Consider the following 17,568-nt stretch of genomic DNA (forward strand, 5'->3'; position numbering starts at 1 on the left):
TTGGTCAAAGCTTTTTCATAAAATCATTTGACAATGAAAATCATTATCATTTAAAGTGTACATATAATAATTGAAAATGATTATCATTTAGATGAGGTGACCGATAGATGAAAGCACTAATTGCATTTGCGAGTATGTCTGGTAATACAGAAGATATGGCAGCAATCATAAAGCAAACACTTGAAGGAAAAGGGATAGATACGGAGATGATGGAATTTGATGATACGAATGCAGAGGACCTTTCTTCATACGATTATGTGTTCATCGGTTCTTATACATGGGGTGATGGTGATTTACCTTATGAAGCTGAGGATTTTTATGAAGAGGTCTCTACGCTTGAACTAAGTGACATCAAAGCAGCTGTGTTCGGATCTGGAGATTACAGCTACCCGAAGTTTTGTGAGGCTGTCCATACATTTCATAACATGCTCAAATCAACCGGTGCATCCGTATTTCCTGAAACATTGAAAATGGAGCTTGCGCCAGATACAGATGAGGATGTGGCGTGCTGTCAGGAATTTGCTACGAGCTTCTTAACGTGGGCGGCGTTATCTGAGAAACGAGTTGAAAATCATGTTTCATAAAGGAGCGACAGCTGTTGCTGCTTCTAAAAGTGGTGGATACTTTGTCGCTGTAAAACGGGAAGGTATTTTTCACTACAGTGTGGAGAGCGGGTGGCAGCAGCTCTTTAAGCTCAAGCATAAAATTCATGCCATCAGCTATATCGGACCTTATTTATTCGGTGTTGGTGAAAATGGCACAGTGATTAGATCAGGAGATGAAGGCAATACATGGGCGCTATCATCATTTCCAACAAATGCAGTCGTTTGGTCTATTACAGGACGCAAAGACGGGTTTGTGTGTGCACATGGAAAACATAGTATTTATGTGTCAAATGATTTCGGGATTTCCTGGGAAATTATGAAGCCATTTGCTCATGTGAACCACCCGCCTGTTATTCGTTCTTTATGTGCTGCAGGTGATCACCTTTATATTGGAACACAGATTCATGAGGTTCACGGAGGAATATGGATGTATGACTTGGAGAGTGAGCAGGTTTTCCTCCTAAACAGAGAGGAGCACCGGATGACAGCTTCTATGCTGCTCTGTCAGGAACATCTTCTTGTTTGCGCATTAGGATCAAAAAAAGGAAAAAAGGGGTCTGTTCAAATTTTAGATTTACATACAAATATGCTGCATGATATTCAATCACAGGCCTTTGCTAGAGAGGAATCATTTTTGGATGTGTCAGAGGATAATGGAATTGTATATGTGACCACCTCACAAGATGAACACGGATTTTCTAAAGTGTATCAGCTTGATATTGAGCAAAAAGAGCTCAAATGGTTTGATACGATCAAAGGACACGGTTTTCGTGTAGCCAATCAAAATGAAAACTTTTTCTGTGCTGGTTTATATGAAAGCAAGTTTGTGAGGCCATATGAGGAGCCGGCATTGATTCATTGATAAGGAGGAAGAAAAAGTGACAGAAAAGGTTTTATTGGTGTATGCCACGATGTCTGGGAATACAGAAGCGATGGCAGATTTAATTGAAAAAGGAATAACAGAAGCGGGAGCTAGCGTGGACCGGCATGAAGCGATGGATATTGATGCAGAGCTTCTCAATGATTACACGCACATTATGTTAGGTGCGTACACATGGGGAGATGGTGACCTTCCTGATGATTTTATTGATTTATATGAAGAAATGGAAGAGCTTGATTTAACGGGAAAAGCATTTGCTATATTCGGTTCTGGGGATACATCTTATGAGCATTTTTGCGGAGCTGTTGACCTAATCGAAGAAAAAGTGAAGGAACTTGGCGGTGACATTGTCTTGCCATCAGTCAAGATTGAGCTGAATCCAGAAGGAGAAGAAGAAGAGAAATTGATTTCTTTTGGCAAACAATTTGTTCATCTTCACCAGCAGGAAGCGGGGTAATCGGTCCCGCTTGTTTTATTTTCCATTGAAGAGTCAACTCTTTCACTTGTCATTAAAACTCTCCTTTGGTACAGTAATGAAGTATAAATTAAGAGGAGGACATACATACATGAAACAAATGGACGCTAATGAAATTATTTCATTTATTCAAAATAGTACAAAATCAACACCTGTGAAAGTCTACATCAAAGGTGATTTAGAAGGTATTAAATTTGGTGAACATGCAAAAACGTTCATCACAGGAAACACTGGAGTTGTTTTCGGTGAGTGGAGCGAAATCCAAGAAGCGCTGGAAACGAACAAAGACAAAATTGAAGATGTTGTCGTGGAAAATGACCGCCGCAACTCTGCAATCCCGATGTTAGATTTAAAGAATATTAAAGCACGTATTGAGCCAGGTGCTATCATTCGTGACCAAGTAGAAATCGGTGATAATGCAGTCATCATGATGGGAGCTTCTATTAATATCGGTTCTGTGATCGGTGAAGGTACCATGATTGACATGAACGTGGTGCTTGGTGGCCGTGCAACAGTAGGTAAGAACTGTCATATCGGTGCTGGGTCTGTTCTTGCAGGTGTCATTGAGCCGCCGTCTGCTAAACCAGTTGTTGTAGAAGATGATGTTGTCATCGGTGCGAACGCTGTTGTTCTAGAAGGTGTGACAATTGGTAAAGGTGCAGTCGTAGCAGCTGGTGCGATCGTTGTGAACGATGTGGAGCCTTACACAGTTGTAGCAGGTACACCTGCAAAGAAAATCAAAGACATTGATGAAAAAACAAAAGGTAAAACGGAAATCAAACAAGAACTGCGTCAGCTTTAATTCACATAATTCGCAGTTGAAGACATAGACGTGGATGATATATATCCACGTCTTATTCGTATAGAGGAAAGGAAGCGAGTTCACTTGTTAAATCGTGAGCAATTAATATCCATTCGAAGAGATTTACACCAAATCCCTGAGCTTGGTTTTAAGGAATTCAAAACACAAGCGTATCTCATCAAGCATCTTGGTGCTTATTCAAAAGATCGAGTTGAGATGGAAACGTGGCGCACTGGACTTTTTGTTAAAGTAAAGGGAACAAATCCTGAGCGCGTTTTTGCTTATCGTGCAGATATGGACGGCCTCTCTATTCCTGAGGAGACAGGGTATCCATTTCAATCAGTACATGAAGGGAACATGCACGCATGTGGACATGACCTTCATATGACCATCGCACTTGGAATCATTGATCATTTCGTTCATGAGCCAATCAAAGAAGATCTATTATTTATGTTCCAGCCGGCAGAAGAAGGTCCAGGCGGAGCTGAACCGATGCTTACAAGCGATGTGCTGAAAAAGTGGACGCCAGACTTTATTACAGCGCTGCATATTGCACCTGAATATCCTGTCGGAACGATAGCCACAAAGCCAGGGCTGTTATTTGCTAATACGAGTGAGCTTGTGATTGATCTTGAAGGAAAAGGCGGACACGCTGCTTACCCTCATTTAGCGAATGATATGGTTGTGGCTGCGAGTGCACTTGTAGGTCAACTGCAATCGGTTATTTCTCGTAATGTCGATCCTCTTGATAGTGCGGTCATTACGATTGGCACAATTACCGGCGGAACGGCTCAAAATATCATTGCCCAGCATGCAAAGCTTGACGGCACTATTCGTACACTTTCACCAGAGTCTATGGATAAGGTGAGAAAGCGAATTGAAGCACTAGCAAAAGGGATTGAAATTGGCTACGAATGCAAGGCAACCGTGCGATACCCTTCATCTTATTACGAAGTGGACAATTCAAAGGATCTGACAGAGGAATTTATGTCATATGTTGCCGGAGAAGGGCTTGCGAATGTGGTTGAATGCAGAGAAGCCATGACAGGAGAAGACTTTGGCTACATGTTGAAAAAATACCCTGGATTCATGTTTTGGTTAGGGGTCGATTCAGAATATGGCCTGCATCATGCAAAACTCATGCCTGATGAAAAAGCGATAGAAACAGCTGTAAACGTTATGACAGCTTATTTCAAAAAGCAAGCAGGTGAATGAATAATCAAGCTGCCTCCTGTACACCTTATGAACAGGAGGTGTTCTTGATTATGACAAAAATTGGTGTAGAACCATCTTTATCCGATGTAGAAGAACTACTGAAGCAAAAAGGGTATGACGTCGTACGTATTCAAAATGAACAGCAAATGGATCAGTGTGACTGCTATGTGGTCACAGGGCTGGATTCAAATGTTCTTGGCATTTCAGACACAACGACAAAAGCATCTGTGATTACTGCGTCAGGTATGACGGCTGATGAAATTTGTCAAGAAGTAGAACAGCGTGTTCAATAAAACAAACAAGAAAAAGAACCGGTAGATTATAACCCCGGTTCTTTTTGCTCTTTTTCTATATCGAGTACTTCTTTCATTTTTTTGCGCAAGATTCGTTCTACCCGCCATTGCTCCATTGTTTCGGTTTTAGCTATGATGCGCAGTACGAGGGAAGAGGAGCCGAACGCCTCCACGCCGACAACTTGAGGTCCTTCGATAATTTGAGGGATTTCTTCCCGAACCTCATCACACGCAGCTTGAAGGGCTGTGATCATTTGATCCACATTCTCTTCTGGAGATAACTCGATATCAACGAGTGCCTGCATCGTCCCTCTTGAATGGTTGCTCACGTTCAATATACTTCGATTTGGGATAAAATGAAGGGTGCCGTCAAAGCTTCGAAGCTGAGTGGTTCTAAGTCCAATTTGTTCTACGATCCCATCAAAGCCAGCAACTGTTATATATTCTCCCACATCGAATTGTTTCTCTAATAATATAAAGAATCCTGTCACAATATCACTCACTAGTCCTTGAGCGCCAAAACCGATCGCAAGCCCCACAACGCCTGCGCCAGCTAGCAAAGCGGTCGGGTTATAATGAAATAAGTCGAGGATCATGACCACTAGAATAAAAATCAATATGTAGGCGAAAATATTTAACGTGAGACTTTGCAGCGTCTGAGCTCTTGATAAAGAGACGTCATGCTTTTCAGAGAATGTGGAATAGGCACGCCTAATCATCTTGTTTCCGATGACTCTGATGATAAAATAAATCGCAAAAATAACGATTAGTTTTAGCAAAATCATACTGCTATTGAGGATAATGGAAACCCAATCTACTTGTTCAAATGCTTTCATGTTCTTCAAAACCTTTCTATGTATGCTCTAATAGAGAAGCTAATCATTTGTTCCCTTATGCAAGACATGTTAAACTTTTGTTTAAGTGGAGCAAGAGATTGTGACAAATCGTTAATTAAATTTATTATTAATTAATATTGACTAAAAACCGCTTAAGTATTATAATTGTAATTGTGAAGTTATTAACTAAATGAGAATTTCAACTTTTGATTCTCATTTTATATACAGCTTAGAAGTCTGTATAAAGATATTATTTTTTGGAGGGATTTACATATGGCAGAGCGTTTTGTAGGAAAACAAGCTCCACGTTTTGAAATGGAAGCAGTACTTGCTAACAAGGAATTTGGTAAAGTGAGTTTAGAGGAAAACATGAAGAATGACAAATGGACAGTTCTTTTCTTCTATCCAATGGATTTCACATTTGTTTGCCCAACTGAAATTACAGCAATGAGCGATCGTTATGATGAGTTCGAAGATTTAGATGCAGAAATCATTGGTGTATCTACTGATACAATCCATACGCATCTTGCTTGGATCAACACAGACCGTAAAGAAAATGGTCTAGGTGAATTGAAATATCCGCTAGCTGCTGACACAAACCACACAGTATCTAGAGAATACGGCGTTTTAATTGAAGAAGAAGGTATTGCACTTCGCGGTCTATTCATTATCAACCCAGAAGGCGAACTTCAATATCAAACAGTATTCCACAACAATATCGGTCGTGATGTAGATGAGACATTACGTGTTCTTCAAGCATTACAAACTGGTGGACTTTGCCCAGCTAACTGGAAGCCTGGTCAAAAAACACTTTAATTGATAGCTGAAGAAACAGGAGGGTCTAACTGATGTTAGACCTTTTTGTTTCGACACATACAATGGATGGAGGCGCTTCAAAATGAAATTACGTCAACCAATGCCAGAACTAACTGGTGCAAAAGAATGGTTAAATGGAGAAGTAACAAAAGAAGATCTAATTGGTGACAAACCAACATTGATTCATTTCTGGTCAGTCAGCTGTCATCTTTGTAAAGAGGCCATGCCTCAAGTCAATCAATTCCGTGATGAATACAAGGATCAACTAAACGTTGTAGCCGTTCATATGCCGCGTTCAGAGGATGACCTAGATCTAGATAAAATCAAAGAGGTTGCGAAAGAGCATGAAATCACGCAGCCAATTTTTGTGGACAGTGATCATCACTTAACAGAAGCCTTTGAAAATGAATATGTACCAGCATATTATGTATTTGATAAAACAGGTGCTCTGCGCCACTTCCAAGCTGGCGGAAGCGGAATGAAAATGCTTGAGAAACGTGTCAATCGAGTGCTTTCTGAGTCTGAAAAGGCTGCAGAATAGGCTTTCCCCCATAAATGGGGGTTTTTTCATGGACAAAAATAGGCGACCTATTGCACGGAATGGACTTTTTATGTACGTGTCATTCCTAAGAAAAGAGAAATTGAGGGAGTTTATTAAAAAATATTCCTGAAACAAAAGGGCATTAAGACCTATTTACTTTTTTGTTTTGAAATGAAAATGTAAAGATTTTAACTTTTTACTATTCAGAACGTTTTTGCACAAAAGAAATTTCAGTTTGGTAAATAACGATGTAAATCAAGTAGTATAAGTGTTTATTCAAATTTTTTACAATATTTTAAAGTTTGTCAAAAGCCTTTAGTGGCAATGAAATGGATGCCGATTGTTCCTCTTTGGCAAAATTTTAGTTGAAAATACCTATCTGATAGCAAACTGTAAAATGATAAAAAAATAGTTGATAAAATTAGTTTTCTAATCTAATATTTACTATAGAATATTTTTTATATGATGAGGGGGAAATCCATTGTTTAATGAGAGGGAAGCGTTACGATTACGATTGGAACAACTAAACGAAGCAGAAGTAAAGGTCATCCGTGAATATCAAATTGAGCGAGATGCGATTTATGCAAAATTAAGAGAATTAGACCGTCAAGGAACAGGTCTAGTGTCAGATACAAAAAAAGAAGTGCGTACAGAAAGAAAGACGGATTCGCTGCCTGTATTAGCTGAACTGGCTGCACAAGAAATGAGAAGCTACCAGCCGCCGGCACAATCACAATCAAATCCTGCATCATCTTTAGGAACAGGACAGCTAAACGGTGTACCTGTAGGTATTCCTGAAGGATCTACTAGACGCAGAAGAGGCACAGCCCGCCCTGGTTCAAAGGCAGCTAAGCTTCGTGAAGCTGCGATTAAAACGTTAAAGCGTCATAATGCGGCGATTAAAAGCTCTGAGCTTCAAAAAGAGATTGAAAAAGAGAGCGGTCTTGAAATTCCAAATATGACAACGTTTATGCAAAGCTTAATTAAAATGTATCCTGAAGTGAAAAAGCCATATCGCGGACAGTATATTTTAGAAGGCGACATTCAAACAGAAGACGAATAAATAAAAAGAAACTGCTGACGTAAAAGCCAGCAGTTTTTTATTGCGAGAATTACTTTTTTTGGTCAACTGTATAGACAATTTTTCGTTCCTTTGACAGGTGATCACGCTGTTTTTTGAAGCCATCGATCTTCACTGTCATGACCTCTCCATTTCGCTGCACCGCATCGACTTGTGCCTGGAGTATTTGAACTTGTTCGTTCAGCTTTTTCAAGATGGGTTCGATTTCTTCCGTTGTTTGCAGGAAGCTGTCTCGAGAGAATGGCTGTGAATTTGTTTGAGCTGACTGGTCAATATCAGCAAAATGAGATGCGATCCATTCCTCACTTTCTGCTAACTGCTTTTGATAGCTTGTGAGCGTTTCATAAAAAATCGTTTCCTTTGCTTTTTCAATTTGCAGTAATTTCTCTTGTGTTTCATAAAAACGCTCCTGAAGATGTCTGACGCCTTCCTGTAATAAATGGAGCTCTGAGTTTTTATCACCCAATGTTTGCTGCAGTTTCTCAATCACAGCGGATAAAGTATTTCCTTTTTTCTCCTCTTTTGCAAGCCGTTGATCTTGATCTTGCATCCGTTCATTTAATTGTTGAGAGATTTCTTTATATTTGATCACTTTTAAATGCAGCCGGTGTTTTTCTTCCGTTTCTTTTCTTCTATGAAAGGTTTCCTTTTGCAGCATTTCATGAAGAAGGACTATTTTATGTAATAATTCAGATTTGCTGTAGGAGAGATCCTGTATTTTTGAGGCTGCATCGTCTTGATCAATGGTCATTTCATCCAATTGTTGTTTTAATAGCGTGTAATCCTTTTTCATCTCATGATATTCTTGAGTTAACTTCTTATTTTTAGAATACGTATATGAGGACTGTAAATCAGAGATCATTTGTTGATATTTGGCTGTTTCAGCTTTTAAGTATAAATTCTCTTGAGATAGGTCATGGAATAGGGGAGAAGCATGGCGCCTGTTCATAGATAGACCCTCCTTATTCATGTTACCAATAAAGTATGCGAAATGAGTGCGATTAGAACAACCATATCCAAGGAGGGTGAGAGAATGGATGTAGTGAATGTCATTTTAGCTGGAGGAGCTTCCAGACGTTTTGGAGAGCCAAAGGCAAGTTATATGTATCAAGGAAAACCACTATATGAGCATGTGAAAAATCAGCTTTTGAAAGGACAGACGGTCATCATCAGCCATCCATCACTTCTGCCCTTTTTTAAAGAAAGAGGTGAACGAAGTGTGTGGTTAGATGATGAACAGGTGCGCGGATGCGGGCCGCTTGCCGGCATGTATACGGCGATGCAAAAGCAAGAAGCAGCATGGTATTTGGTGATGGCATGTGACATGCCCTTCATACGGAGGGAGACCGCCGAAGCATTATCGTCCTATTGCAGCGAGCACGTAGATGCTATCATCCCGCTTGTTCAGGGCAGATTACAGCCTTTATTTGCGCTTTATCACCGCCGCTGTCTGCCGTCCATTGATGCGTGTTTAAAAGAGAATCAATTAGCCATCAAAGAGTTACTTCAAAGGCTTAAGGTGCGCATCGTCCCAGAGGAGGAACTGAACGTAACACCAAATGAATTTCGAAATATCAATAAAAGAAGCGATTTACCTGAAAACGGTATGATATGATACATAAAAATGGTGAGGAGAGAACAGCATTGAATGACCGATATTCAAGACAAATCTTGTTCCCTCCGGTTGGGGAAAAGGGTCAGCGTGCGCTTGCTGACAGTCATGTTCTGATCGTTGGAGCCGGTGCACTTGGAACTGCCTCCGCTGAAGGGCTTGTCCGGTCTGGGATCGGCACGTTGACGATTGTTGATCGTGATTATGTAGAGTTTTCAAATTTACAGCGGCAGCAGCTGTACACAGAACATGATGCAAAGGCACATGTGCCAAAAGCAGCTGCGGCAAAAAAACGTCTCCAAGAGATCAATCATGAAGTGATCATACACGCCCTGATTGAAGATGCAGGCGCGAGGCTGTTAAGACCGTTATTTCAGAGCGCAGATATTGTCATTGATGCGACGGATAATTTTGAGACGAGAATGGTGATGAATGATTTATCGCAGGAAACGAAGACGCCGTGGATATATGGCGCTTGTGTGAGCAGCCAGGGGATGTATATGACCATTTTGCCGGATAAAACGCCGTGTTTATCGTGTGTCTTTACAGAACTGCCTGTTGGCGGCTTGACGTGTGATACAGCGGGGATTATTTCTCCAGCAGTTCAAATGGTTTCTGCTTATCAGCAAACAGAGGCGCTAAAATATTTAACAGGACATGAAGATCAAATCGAACGGAAATTTGTCACATTTGATCTTTGGCAGGCGACATCGTTTAAAATGGATTTGTCTCGTACTAAGCAGAAGAACTGCCCATCCTGCGGTGAAGAAAGAACCTATCCTTATTTACATGAGCAGCGTAAAAAAACGACGATTCTTTGCGGACGGGATACAGTTCAAGTTGTATCTAAAGATTTAGCAAATCTATCATTTCAGCATATGAAAGAGAGGCTGTCATCTATTTGTGAGGTGGAAGTGAATGACTTCTTAATCCATGTCCGCTATGAATCTTATCGTATTGTCTTTTTCAAAGGTGGACGTGCATTAATCCATGGGACGAATGATGAAAAAGCAGCCAATTCATTACTAGCAAGACTGCTAGGGATATAGGAGTGAAGTGTGATGGAAAGACGTCAGCCAATTCCAGTAGAAGAAGCCATTCAGAAAGTCCATCAATATGAAAAGCATGGAGAAGCAGAATGGGTGCCTTTAAAAAATAGCCTTGAAAGGTTCATTGCAGAAGATATTTTAGCAGATCATGATGTTCCTGCATTTGATCGTTCCCCGTATGATGGTTTTGCACTTCGGGCAGAAGATACAAAAGAAGCGTCAAGCGAGCATCCGGTTGAATTTGAGGTCATTGACCATATTGGTGCAGGAATGGTCTCAGCAAAAACTATCGGTCCCTTTCAAGCCATCCGTATCATGACAGGAGCAAAAATCCCGGATGGAGCAAATGTCGTCATCATGCTTGAGCTGACTAAGACCTTCGAAAAAGACGGCAAATCATACATGTCACTTAAAAGACCGCTGAAAAAAGGGGACAATATTTCTCGTCAAGGAGAAGAAGTACTTGAAGGAAATGTGATGGTCAAAAAAGGAACCAAAGTAACTCCGGGCGTTACGGCCCTATTGGCGACATTTGGATATGGTGTAGTGCCAGTTGTCAAAAAGCCAGTGATCGGCATCATCTCAACAGGTACAGAGCTTCTTCAAGTGAGTGATGCGATGGTGGACGGTAAGATTAGAAACAGTAATCTTAGTATGGTTTATGCCCAGATACTTGAGGCCGGGGGAGAGCCGCTTGATTTAGGCGGTGTGTCTGATGATTTTGACAAAAGCTATCATGCAGTCAAAGCAGCCTTAAGCAAGGTAGATTTCTTAATCACAACAGGCGGTGTGTCAGTAGGTGATTTTGACTTTCTCCCTGCGATTTATGAAAAGCTGGGAGCTGAGGTGCTGTTTAATAAAGTGGCCATGAGACCCGGAAGTGTGACGACGGTTGCTGCAATGCCAAATGGTCAACTGCTGTTTGGGCTGTCAGGAAATCCCGCTGCCTGTTTTGTTGGCTTTGAATTATTTGTGAAACCGATGATCTATAAATGGTCTTTGAAGAAGCAGCCGTTTCCTGCTTTTGCTGAGGCGAAGCTGACACACGATTTTCCAAAAGCCAATCCGTTCACTCGATTTGTCAGAGCGGCACTACAATTCACGGGCAGTCAGCTCAGTGTGACCCCAACAGGTCTTGATAAATCAAGTGCCGTGACCTCTATTGCAGATGCTAACTGTTTCATCGTGCTGCCCGGAGGAACAAGAGGTTTTAAGGCCGGTGATCAGGTCCATGTTCTGCTGTTTCAGCACGAAGGAGAGGGTTCCCCATGCTGGATGACACATTAAGCATATTACAGGTGGTCGGTTATCAAAACAGCGGCAAGACTATGTTGATTGAAAAGCTCTGTCAGCTGGCTGTACTTGACGGGCTGAAGCTAGGCTGCTTTAAACACCATGGACATGGCGGTAAACCAGATCGTCTTTTGAAAGAAAAAGACACCGATCGATATGTTCAAGCAGGTGCATTTGCCGCTGGCGTGGAAGGAGAGGGTGAATTTCACTTTTCAATGCAGCACATCACGTTAGAGCAGTTGCTCAACATGTGTCAGCATCTTCCATTAGACGCTGTCTTGATAGAAGGGTATAAACAGGCACCATACCGCAAAATCGTTTGTGTAAAGAATGAAGAGGAGCTCATTGATCTTTCAACTCTTTCCAATATACAAGCAGCTATTTATTTTTCTCAAGAGTTTCAATTAATCGAAAATTACTCGTTTCCAGTGTTTTCAGCCTTTGAAAAGGGCGCAGTCACATTTGGTTTTAACTTATTGAAGGGAGGCGTCTCTGCTTGAGTGAATTTTTTAAAATAACAAAAACGCCGATTGATGTAAACGAATTGATTCAGCATGTGACAAGGCGAAAGGCAGGGGCCATTACGACGTTTATCGGGACGGTCAGAGAGTGGACAAACGGCAAAAAAACATTGCGTTTAACTTATGAAGCATACATACCAATGGCTGAAAGCATGCTAAGTCAAATTGGACAAGAAATCAAGAAACAGTGGCCTGAAACTGAAGCAGCCATTGTGCACCGGATCGGGACACTTGATATAACGGATATTGCTGTTGTGATAGCCGTTTCATCTCCTCATAGGAAGGCTGCATACGAAGCGAACGAATATGCCATTGAGCGAATTAAGGAAATCGTTCCAATTTGGAAAAAAGAATATTGGGAAGACGGGGAAGCCTGGATAGGTGATCAGCTTGAAACGGTTTCATATCCAGAGGGGAAACCTAGCGATCTTCAACTTGCAAAGAAAGAAGGTGATCAGCTTGATTAGTGTATTATTGTTCGCCGGCCTTGCTGAGAAGGCCGGTAAACAACAAATCATCATTCAAAAAGATCAAACAACGGTTGATGAGATTAAATTAGAATTACAGGAGGTATATGGTGTTGATGCTGCACAAAACGTGATGGTTGCAGTCAACGAACTATATACGAGGGAAAACGCTGAAGTGCGTAGCGGGGACACTGTTGCATTCATTCCTCCTGTAAGCGGTGGATAATAGATATTAGAGGATTTGGTTATGGCCAGCGGCTGTAACCAATTTTTTATGTGTGAAAAGATTGTAGAGGTATTTGGGTGTGATCTTCGTAAATAAAACATCCCCTTCGTGCTTTAGAAATGTGAGGGTCGAGCTGCTGGATCAGATCATACAATTCGCTAATTCGTCTCACATTGAAATCTGTCTGGGCTTGAAGCTGTTCTTTTAATTCTTTTGTACTCACAATGCTTCCCTTTTTCTCTTTAATAATATCTACACATCTAGCAGCGTAGTATATTTTGTCATTAGAGGGTCTGCTTTCTTTCATATCAAGTAATTTGAGCTCATGATAAATTAGTTCTCTTTCCTTTCGAAAGTATTGCCATGCTTCTTGTTCCTTTTCATAAAGTAAAATCAATTGTGTTTTCAATTTTTCTCTTAACATTCACTTGACTCCATTTCCACTATCATTTAACCTACCTCTATTTTACATTATATGAAAAAATAACTTTTGATCAAGTAAAAACCTTATATTTTTCATTTTTTAATATGAAAGTATTGATACTAAAGGCTCATTCGTTCTATAAAAGAAACCAATCATAGTCCTATAAAGCCGGGATTTGTCGAAATTACTAGGATTATTTTAACAAAAAATTGTTGTGTCTAACTAAGACCATCCGAATTCAAAGGAAAAGGATATTTATTCCGAAAGACATGTGGTTTTTTGATAAAATGTTTTTAGGTCAGTAAAACCTCTATTTTTTGATATGAATATGGTCTGGTCATGGTGTCATTTGGAGGATGTCATTCGTGATAATAGAATAATAGATAAATTTTTTCCTCAATGAAAATAAGAAAATCAAATCATCCATCACTTATTGGCAATCTTTTGATAAAATAGAAAGAACAAGAGAGAACATGTGCGTTTGCATACTTGCATGACATAGAGAGGAGACATTTGATGAAAGAAAATATGCAAAAGCCCACGATCATTGGAGTGAGCACAAGACCTTCAGAGCACCTGAAAAGAGTATGGGAAAACCCGGTGGTTTGGTGGCCTTTATCCTGTGTGCTTCTTTTAACAGTGATTGTGACTTATTTGTCAGAGCTAGTGAATGAAGGAATGTGGGCAGATTTAAGCTTGCCGGTATCGGTCGTTTATGTGGTGACGCTAATTGGTCTAATTCTCGGACTTGTGATTAATGCTGCTATATATAAGTTCATCGTATTTTTAGCAAAGGGTGATGCATCGTTTCAGCAGCTGTTTTCAGCGGTCCTGTTTATTACACCAGTTACGATCATTGGTACGATTATTTCTCATCTGTCCGTCATCTTGTTCCATGTGCCAAAAAACATCACAATCACCTCATTAAATGCACTCATTCAAACTTCTGGTCCATGGCTCGGTGTGTTTGCTAATATTGATCTCTTTGTGATCTGGAATCTTGTTTTAACAGGCTTTTTATTGATCAAAGTCGGTCATATATCTCCAAGAATATCTTGGATCATGATAGGAGTCTTTTATGTCATTTCTTTCATTCTTCAATATGTAGGAACCGCAATCAACATATCAGTAAGCTGGGGGTAGAATGTCTTTATGAGAAAGAAAATCATCATCGGATCCATTTTTATTATTGTCATCGGTCTATTTATTGGCTTTAACATTGCGAAAAATCAATCAAAGCCTGCTTCGACAGCAGCTATTAAAACAGTAAAACCCACACAAAAAGAAATCACCACTACGGTAATGACGCCAGGGACACTTTCATTCTCTGAAGAGCAGTTCATTTATGCAGAAGAGGAAAAAGGACACTTGAAGGGGATTTCTGTGAAAGAAGGAGAAAAGGTAAAGGCTGGAACGCCGCTTCTTACATATGAAAATAGGGAGCTGGAGCTTGAAGAGCAGCAGCAAGCTCTTGCGGCTGAATCAAGTACGCTAAAACGCGAACAATTACAAAATAGACTGAGCGAATTAGATGAAAAACAAGCAGGCGACTCAGTCGCCCATCCTAAAAACGAGCGAGACCAGCTCGAATTAGAGCTGAAAGCGGCTGAATTAGAACAAAAACAAGCAGAGATCAGCCAAGAAAAAGTAAAAGCACAAATAGAAGATTTAACCGTACATAGTAAAATTGACGGTACAGTGATTTCCATTGAGCAAGAAGAAGGGGCAGGAAAGCCGGAAGAAAGACAGCCGATCATTCATATTGGCAATGAGAAAAAAATGATTGTGCGAGGATTGATTTCTGAGTATGACGCCATAAAAGTGAAAAAGAAACAAAAAGTAAAGGTTACATCTGATGTCATTCGCGGAAAGAGCTGGCAAGGGGTCGTGAAAAAAGTGGGGGCTGTACCTGCTCAGGCAGCATCCGAAACAACTGCGGGTGATCAAACGGTACAATATCCTGTTGAAATCGAAATAAAGGGAAAAAAACCTGAAGCGAAACCTGGTTTTAAAATGATCATGGAAATTGAAACAGATAAGCGTCAAGCCCAAACGATTCCTGAATCAGCTGTAAAAAAAGAGGATGATGGACAATACGTTTATATTGTCAGAAAGAATGTACTTAAAAAAGTAAAAGTGGTGCTAGGGGAAACGTCAGGTAATGACCTTGAAGTGACAAAAGGTGTCAAGGCAGAGGATCAAATCATTGCTCATCCATCAGATGACATGTATGACGGAATGGAAGTGAATGCTGAATGATTCAGCTTTCAAACGTGACAAAAAGCTATGAGGTCGCCCAAGAAACATTTGATGTATTAAGTGAGATCGATCTTGTCATTGAAAAAGGCGAGTATATGTCCATTATGGGCCCGTCAGGCTCTGGAAAATCGACGTTAATGAATATCATTGGCTGTTTAGACCGGCCAACCACAGGACAATATCATTTTCAAGGAAGAGAGCTGTCAGCTGCAAAGGATCAAGAGCTTGCAGTGATTCGAAATCAATTCATTGGATTTGTCTTTCAGCAATTTCACCTGCTGCCGAGGTTAAATGCGAGGCGTAATGTTGAGCTTCCGATGATTTACGCTGGTATCAGTCAAAAGGAAAGAAAAGAACGCGCAGAAATGGCACTTGAAAAGGTTGGTTTGGCAGACCGAATGAAACATATGCCAAGTGAGTTGTCGGGAGGGCAAAAGCAAAGGGTGGCAATTGCTCGTGCAATTGTCAATAAGCCGCAGCTTATCTTAGCAGATGAACCAACAGGCGCTCTTGACTCAAAAACAAGCTTCTCAATCATGGAACAGTTTACTAAGCTGAATGAGGAGGGGACAACGATTGTGCTTGTCACCCATGAAGAAGAAATGGCTGCGTATACAAATCGGACGGTCGTTGTAAGAGATGGACGGCTCGTTGAAGATAGATTGACACAAGGGGACGCTATGAATGAAACTCTTTGAAAATATCAAAATAGCGATGAATTCTGTTTTAGCTCATAAATTACGTTCTATTTTAACGATGCTTGGGATTATTATTGGTGTTGGATCGGTCATTGCGGTCGTGGCTATCGGTCAAGGCGGCGAGCAAATGCTAAAAGGGTCGATTTCAGGTCCAAACAATACCATTGATATGACATATACGCCTTCTGACGAAGAGTTAAATGCAAATCCAAACGCTTTATTCGACGCCACATTTACTGAGGAAGACATAAAAAGCGTTAAGACAATCAACGGGGTGAATCAGGTTGCCTCTTCGACTGCACAAGGAATGCAGCTGAGATTTCAAGATACGACAGTGGATGCGACAGTTAACGGTATAAATGAAGGGTATACGAATGTACATTCATTACAAATAGCAGAAGGACAGAATTTAAGAGATATTGACTTTAGAAGCGGCAGAAGAGCCGCTCTCATCTCTGAAGGCTTACAAAAAGAATTATTTAATGGACAGAAGGCATTAGGCGAAATGATTTGGATGAACGGACAACCTGTTGAAGTCATCGGTGTTTTAGCAAAACAGAAAGGGATGTTTTCATTTGATATGAACGAAATATTTGTCCCGTTTGCTATGCTCACCTCCACATTTGGGATCAATGAATATGATAAGTTGTCAATTCAAGTCGCACATGCTGATCAAATGAAGGAAGTAGGAAAGAATGCGGCTGCATTATTAAATGAAAATCATCATACAGAAGATGCTTATGAAATGATCAATATGGAAGAAATCGCAGAAGGCATTGGTCAAATCACATCTGTTATGACAACAATCATTGGCTCAATAGCTGGGATTTCTTTGCTTGTCGGCGGTATCGGTGTGATGAATATCATGCTTGTTTCTGTGACAGAGAGGACAAGGGAAATCGGTATCCGAAAGGCGATTGGGGCAACAAGGGCTCAAATACTCGTTCAATTTTTAATTGAATCTGTCGTCTTAACATTGATCGGCGGGTTGATGGGGATCGCACTTGGCTTAGGTGGCGCCGCGCTAGTATCACTAGTTGCCGGCTGGCCGTCCTTAGTATCTTGGCAAGTCATCTGTGGCGGTGTGCTGTTTAGTATGCTTATTGGGATTGTTTTTGGGTTAATTCCTGCGAATAAAGCAGCAAGACTAGATCCTATTGATTCTCTTAGATATGAATAATTCGGAGAAGAACAAAAGCATACAAACAGAGTGAATTCGCCTGTAATCCACCATCAAAAGCTTTTATGCACATCGCATAAAAGCTTTTTTTAGTTCCATTGAATGAAATGAAAAATGATAGAAATGCTAAGATCATGACTTTCATCTTAATGTCACATATTTTTCAGTTTACAAATGGTACATATAAAGGTAAGATGACCATTGTGAAAGATTTTGAAAGTTATTGAATGTATTTGATTGTTTTGTATTGATAATGTTGAAAAAAGCGATTACAATAAAGGTGCGCGCAAAATGA

The 17,568-nt window shown here is 40.5% G+C and carries 22 protein-coding genes; 19 read left to right on the forward strand and 3 right to left on the reverse strand.

Annotated features, from left to right (window positions below; translation table 11 throughout):
• The first annotated feature begins 107 nt into the window (after positions 1–107).
• The 6 genes from C6Y07_RS00185 to C6Y07_RS00210 all read left to right on the forward strand — a co-directional run bounded on the left by C6Y07_RS00185 (position 108) and on the right by C6Y07_RS00210 (position 4,270).
• The gene (locus tag C6Y07_RS00185; RefSeq protein ID WP_060596144.1) at positions 108–584 is read left to right on the forward strand and encodes a flavodoxin; all 477 of its coding nucleotides are present in this window, start codon (positions 108–110) and stop codon (positions 582–584) included.
• Positions 574–1,467, forward strand: a complete 894-nt coding sequence (locus C6Y07_RS00190) for a WD40/YVTN/BNR-like repeat-containing protein (protein ID WP_060596393.1) — start codon at positions 574–576, stop codon at positions 1,465–1,467. Before C6Y07_RS00185 ends, C6Y07_RS00190 begins: the two co-directional genes overlap by 11 nt.
• A gap of 16 nt (positions 1,468–1,483) precedes the next feature.
• Complete coding sequence (locus C6Y07_RS00195) at positions 1,484–1,942, forward strand: flavodoxin (protein ID WP_081311417.1); 459 nt, start codon at positions 1,484–1,486, stop codon at positions 1,940–1,942.
• 109 nt (positions 1,943–2,051) lie between these two features.
• Positions 2,052–2,762 carry a 2,3,4,5-tetrahydropyridine-2,6-dicarboxylate N-acetyltransferase gene (dapD, locus tag C6Y07_RS00200; protein ID WP_034662753.1) on the forward strand — a complete coding sequence of 237 codons (711 nt, stop codon included), beginning with the start codon at positions 2,052–2,054 and terminating at the stop codon, positions 2,760–2,762.
• 84 nt (positions 2,763–2,846) lie between these two features.
• On the forward strand, positions 2,847–3,977 hold the full coding sequence (locus tag C6Y07_RS00205; RefSeq protein ID WP_060596145.1) for an N-acetyldiaminopimelate deacetylase: 1,131 nt from the start codon (positions 2,847–2,849) through the stop codon (positions 3,975–3,977).
• Between the two features lie 50 nt (positions 3,978–4,027).
• The gene (locus tag C6Y07_RS00210) at positions 4,028–4,270 is read left to right on the forward strand and encodes a YkuS family protein (RefSeq protein ID WP_058014110.1); all 243 of its coding nucleotides are present in this window, start codon (positions 4,028–4,030) and stop codon (positions 4,268–4,270) included.
• Positions 4,271–4,296: 26 nt separating this feature from the next.
• On the opposite strand, the gene C6Y07_RS00215 is transcribed toward C6Y07_RS00210, so the two are convergent.
• Positions 4,297–5,106, reverse strand: coding sequence for a mechanosensitive ion channel family protein (locus C6Y07_RS00215; RefSeq protein ID WP_060596146.1), 810 nt, complete (start codon positions 5,104–5,106; stop codon positions 4,297–4,299).
• Between the two features lie 273 nt (positions 5,107–5,379).
• Between C6Y07_RS00215 and ahpA the strand changes: the two genes are divergently transcribed.
• The 3 genes from ahpA (at position 5,380) to C6Y07_RS00230 (ending at position 7,526) form a co-directional block, all read left to right on the forward strand.
• Positions 5,380–5,922 carry a biofilm-specific peroxidase AhpA gene (gene ahpA, locus C6Y07_RS00220; RefSeq protein ID WP_034662744.1) on the forward strand — a complete coding sequence of 181 codons (543 nt, stop codon included), beginning with the start codon at positions 5,380–5,382 and terminating at the stop codon, positions 5,920–5,922.
• An 82-nt stretch (positions 5,923–6,004) separates the two neighbouring features.
• Positions 6,005–6,463: a TlpA family protein disulfide reductase gene (locus tag C6Y07_RS00225; RefSeq protein ID WP_034662741.1), complete on the forward strand. Its 459-nt coding sequence runs from the start codon at positions 6,005–6,007 to the stop codon at positions 6,461–6,463.
• Between the two features lie 481 nt (positions 6,464–6,944).
• Positions 6,945–7,526: a Rok-like winged helix domain-containing protein gene (locus C6Y07_RS00230; RefSeq protein WP_034662739.1), complete on the forward strand. Its 582-nt coding sequence runs from the start codon at positions 6,945–6,947 to the stop codon at positions 7,524–7,526.
• A 49-nt stretch (positions 7,527–7,575) separates the two neighbouring features.
• On the opposite strand, the gene C6Y07_RS00235 is transcribed toward C6Y07_RS00230, so the two are convergent.
• Entirely contained in the window at positions 7,576–8,493 is a 918-nt protein-coding gene (locus tag C6Y07_RS00235) for a sigmaE regulated sporulation protein (RefSeq protein ID WP_106047733.1), read from the reverse strand.
• Between the two features lie 84 nt (positions 8,494–8,577).
• On the opposite strand from C6Y07_RS00235, the gene C6Y07_RS00240 reads away from it, so the two are divergent.
• The 6 genes from C6Y07_RS00240 to moaD are packed head-to-tail and all read left to right on the forward strand — an operon-like array spanning position 8,578 to position 12,712.
• On the forward strand, positions 8,578–9,159 hold the full coding sequence (locus tag C6Y07_RS00240; protein ID WP_060596148.1) for a molybdenum cofactor guanylyltransferase: 582 nt from the start codon (positions 8,578–8,580) through the stop codon (positions 9,157–9,159).
• A gap of 29 nt (positions 9,160–9,188) precedes the next feature.
• Positions 9,189–10,205: a thiazole biosynthesis adenylyltransferase ThiF gene (locus C6Y07_RS00245; RefSeq protein ID WP_060596149.1), complete on the forward strand. Its 1,017-nt coding sequence runs from the start codon at positions 9,189–9,191 to the stop codon at positions 10,203–10,205.
• Positions 10,206–10,214: 9 nt separating this feature from the next.
• Positions 10,215–11,492 carry a molybdopterin molybdotransferase MoeA gene (locus tag C6Y07_RS00250; protein WP_060596150.1) on the forward strand — a complete coding sequence of 426 codons (1,278 nt, stop codon included), beginning with the start codon at positions 10,215–10,217 and terminating at the stop codon, positions 11,490–11,492.
• Positions 11,474–11,998 carry a molybdopterin-guanine dinucleotide biosynthesis protein B gene (gene mobB / locus C6Y07_RS00255; protein WP_034662725.1) on the forward strand — a complete coding sequence of 175 codons (525 nt, stop codon included), beginning with the start codon at positions 11,474–11,476 and terminating at the stop codon, positions 11,996–11,998. The genes C6Y07_RS00250 and mobB overlap by 19 nt, the downstream gene beginning before the upstream one ends.
• Positions 11,995–12,486, forward strand: a complete 492-nt coding sequence (locus tag C6Y07_RS00260; RefSeq protein WP_060596151.1) for a molybdenum cofactor biosynthesis protein MoaE — start codon at positions 11,995–11,997, stop codon at positions 12,484–12,486. The genes mobB and C6Y07_RS00260 overlap by 4 nt, the downstream gene beginning before the upstream one ends.
• Entirely contained in the window at positions 12,479–12,712 is a 234-nt protein-coding gene (gene moaD / locus C6Y07_RS00265) for a molybdopterin converting factor subunit 1 (RefSeq protein ID WP_060596152.1), read from the forward strand. The genes C6Y07_RS00260 and moaD overlap by 8 nt, the downstream gene beginning before the upstream one ends.
• Positions 12,713–12,758: 46 nt before the next feature.
• On the opposite strand, the gene C6Y07_RS00270 is transcribed toward moaD, so the two are convergent.
• Entirely contained in the window at positions 12,759–13,136 is a 378-nt protein-coding gene (locus C6Y07_RS00270) for a Rok-like winged helix domain-containing protein (RefSeq protein WP_003211488.1), read from the reverse strand.
• A 516-nt stretch (positions 13,137–13,652) separates the two neighbouring features.
• On the opposite strand from C6Y07_RS00270, the gene yknW reads away from it, so the two are divergent.
• The 4 genes from yknW to C6Y07_RS00290 are packed head-to-tail and all read left to right on the forward strand — an operon-like array spanning position 13,653 to position 17,273.
• Positions 13,653–14,279, forward strand: coding sequence for a YknW family membrane protein (gene yknW / locus C6Y07_RS00275; RefSeq protein WP_060596153.1), 627 nt, complete (start codon positions 13,653–13,655; stop codon positions 14,277–14,279).
• A gap of 9 nt (positions 14,280–14,288) precedes the next feature.
• Positions 14,289–15,395, forward strand: a complete 1,107-nt coding sequence (locus C6Y07_RS00280; protein WP_106156123.1) for an efflux RND transporter periplasmic adaptor subunit — start codon at positions 14,289–14,291, stop codon at positions 15,393–15,395.
• Entirely contained in the window at positions 15,392–16,093 is a 702-nt protein-coding gene (locus C6Y07_RS00285) for an ABC transporter ATP-binding protein (RefSeq protein WP_106047738.1), read from the forward strand. The genes C6Y07_RS00280 and C6Y07_RS00285 overlap by 4 nt, the downstream gene beginning before the upstream one ends.
• Complete coding sequence (locus tag C6Y07_RS00290; RefSeq protein ID WP_106030782.1) at positions 16,080–17,273, forward strand: ABC transporter permease; 1,194 nt, start codon at positions 16,080–16,082, stop codon at positions 17,271–17,273. Before C6Y07_RS00285 ends, C6Y07_RS00290 begins: the two co-directional genes overlap by 14 nt.
• Positions 17,274–17,568 lie beyond the last annotated feature (295 nt).

Origin of the sequence: Bacillus sp. LNXM12-1, from assembly GCF_003004375.1 — a bacterium.
In the GTDB taxonomy this organism is placed as follows: Bacteria; Bacillota; Bacilli; order Bacillales; family Bacillaceae; genus Bacillus.

Bases quoted from the DNA above. Each gene is read 5' to 3' on its own strand.
- C6Y07_RS00185 (WP_060596144.1), top strand. From the start codon at position 108: ATGAAAGCACTAATTGCATTTGCGAGTATGTCTGGTAATACAGAAGAT.
- C6Y07_RS00190 (WP_060596393.1), top strand. From the start codon at position 574: ATGTTTCATAAAGGAGCGACAGCTGTTGCTGCTTCTAAAAGTGGTGGA.
- dapD (WP_034662753.1), top strand. From the start codon at position 2,052: ATGAAACAAATGGACGCTAATGAAATTATTTCATTTATTCAAAATAGT.
- C6Y07_RS00210 (WP_058014110.1), top strand. From the start codon at position 4,028: ATGACAAAAATTGGTGTAGAACCATCTTTATCCGATGTAGAAGAACTA.
- C6Y07_RS00215 (WP_060596146.1), bottom strand. From the start codon at position 5,106: ATGAAAGCATTTGAACAAGTAGATTGGGTTTCCATTATCCTCAATAGC.
- ahpA (WP_034662744.1), top strand. From the start codon at position 5,380: ATGGCAGAGCGTTTTGTAGGAAAACAAGCTCCACGTTTTGAAATGGAA.
- C6Y07_RS00225 (WP_034662741.1), top strand. From the start codon at position 6,005: ATGAAATTACGTCAACCAATGCCAGAACTAACTGGTGCAAAAGAATGG.
- C6Y07_RS00235 (WP_106047733.1), bottom strand. From the start codon at position 8,493: ATGAACAGGCGCCATGCTTCTCCCCTATTCCATGACCTATCTCAAGAG.
- C6Y07_RS00240 (WP_060596148.1), top strand. From the start codon at position 8,578: ATGGATGTAGTGAATGTCATTTTAGCTGGAGGAGCTTCCAGACGTTTT.
- mobB (WP_034662725.1), top strand. From the start codon at position 11,474: ATGCTGGATGACACATTAAGCATATTACAGGTGGTCGGTTATCAAAAC.
- C6Y07_RS00270 (WP_003211488.1), bottom strand. From the start codon at position 13,136: ATGTTAAGAGAAAAATTGAAAACACAATTGATTTTACTTTATGAAAAG.
- yknW (WP_060596153.1), top strand. From the start codon at position 13,653: ATGAAAGAAAATATGCAAAAGCCCACGATCATTGGAGTGAGCACAAGA.
- C6Y07_RS00280 (WP_106156123.1), top strand. From the start codon at position 14,289: ATGAGAAAGAAAATCATCATCGGATCCATTTTTATTATTGTCATCGGT.
- C6Y07_RS00285 (WP_106047738.1), top strand. From the start codon at position 15,392: ATGATTCAGCTTTCAAACGTGACAAAAAGCTATGAGGTCGCCCAAGAA.
- C6Y07_RS00290 (WP_106030782.1), top strand. From the start codon at position 16,080: ATGAAACTCTTTGAAAATATCAAAATAGCGATGAATTCTGTTTTAGCT.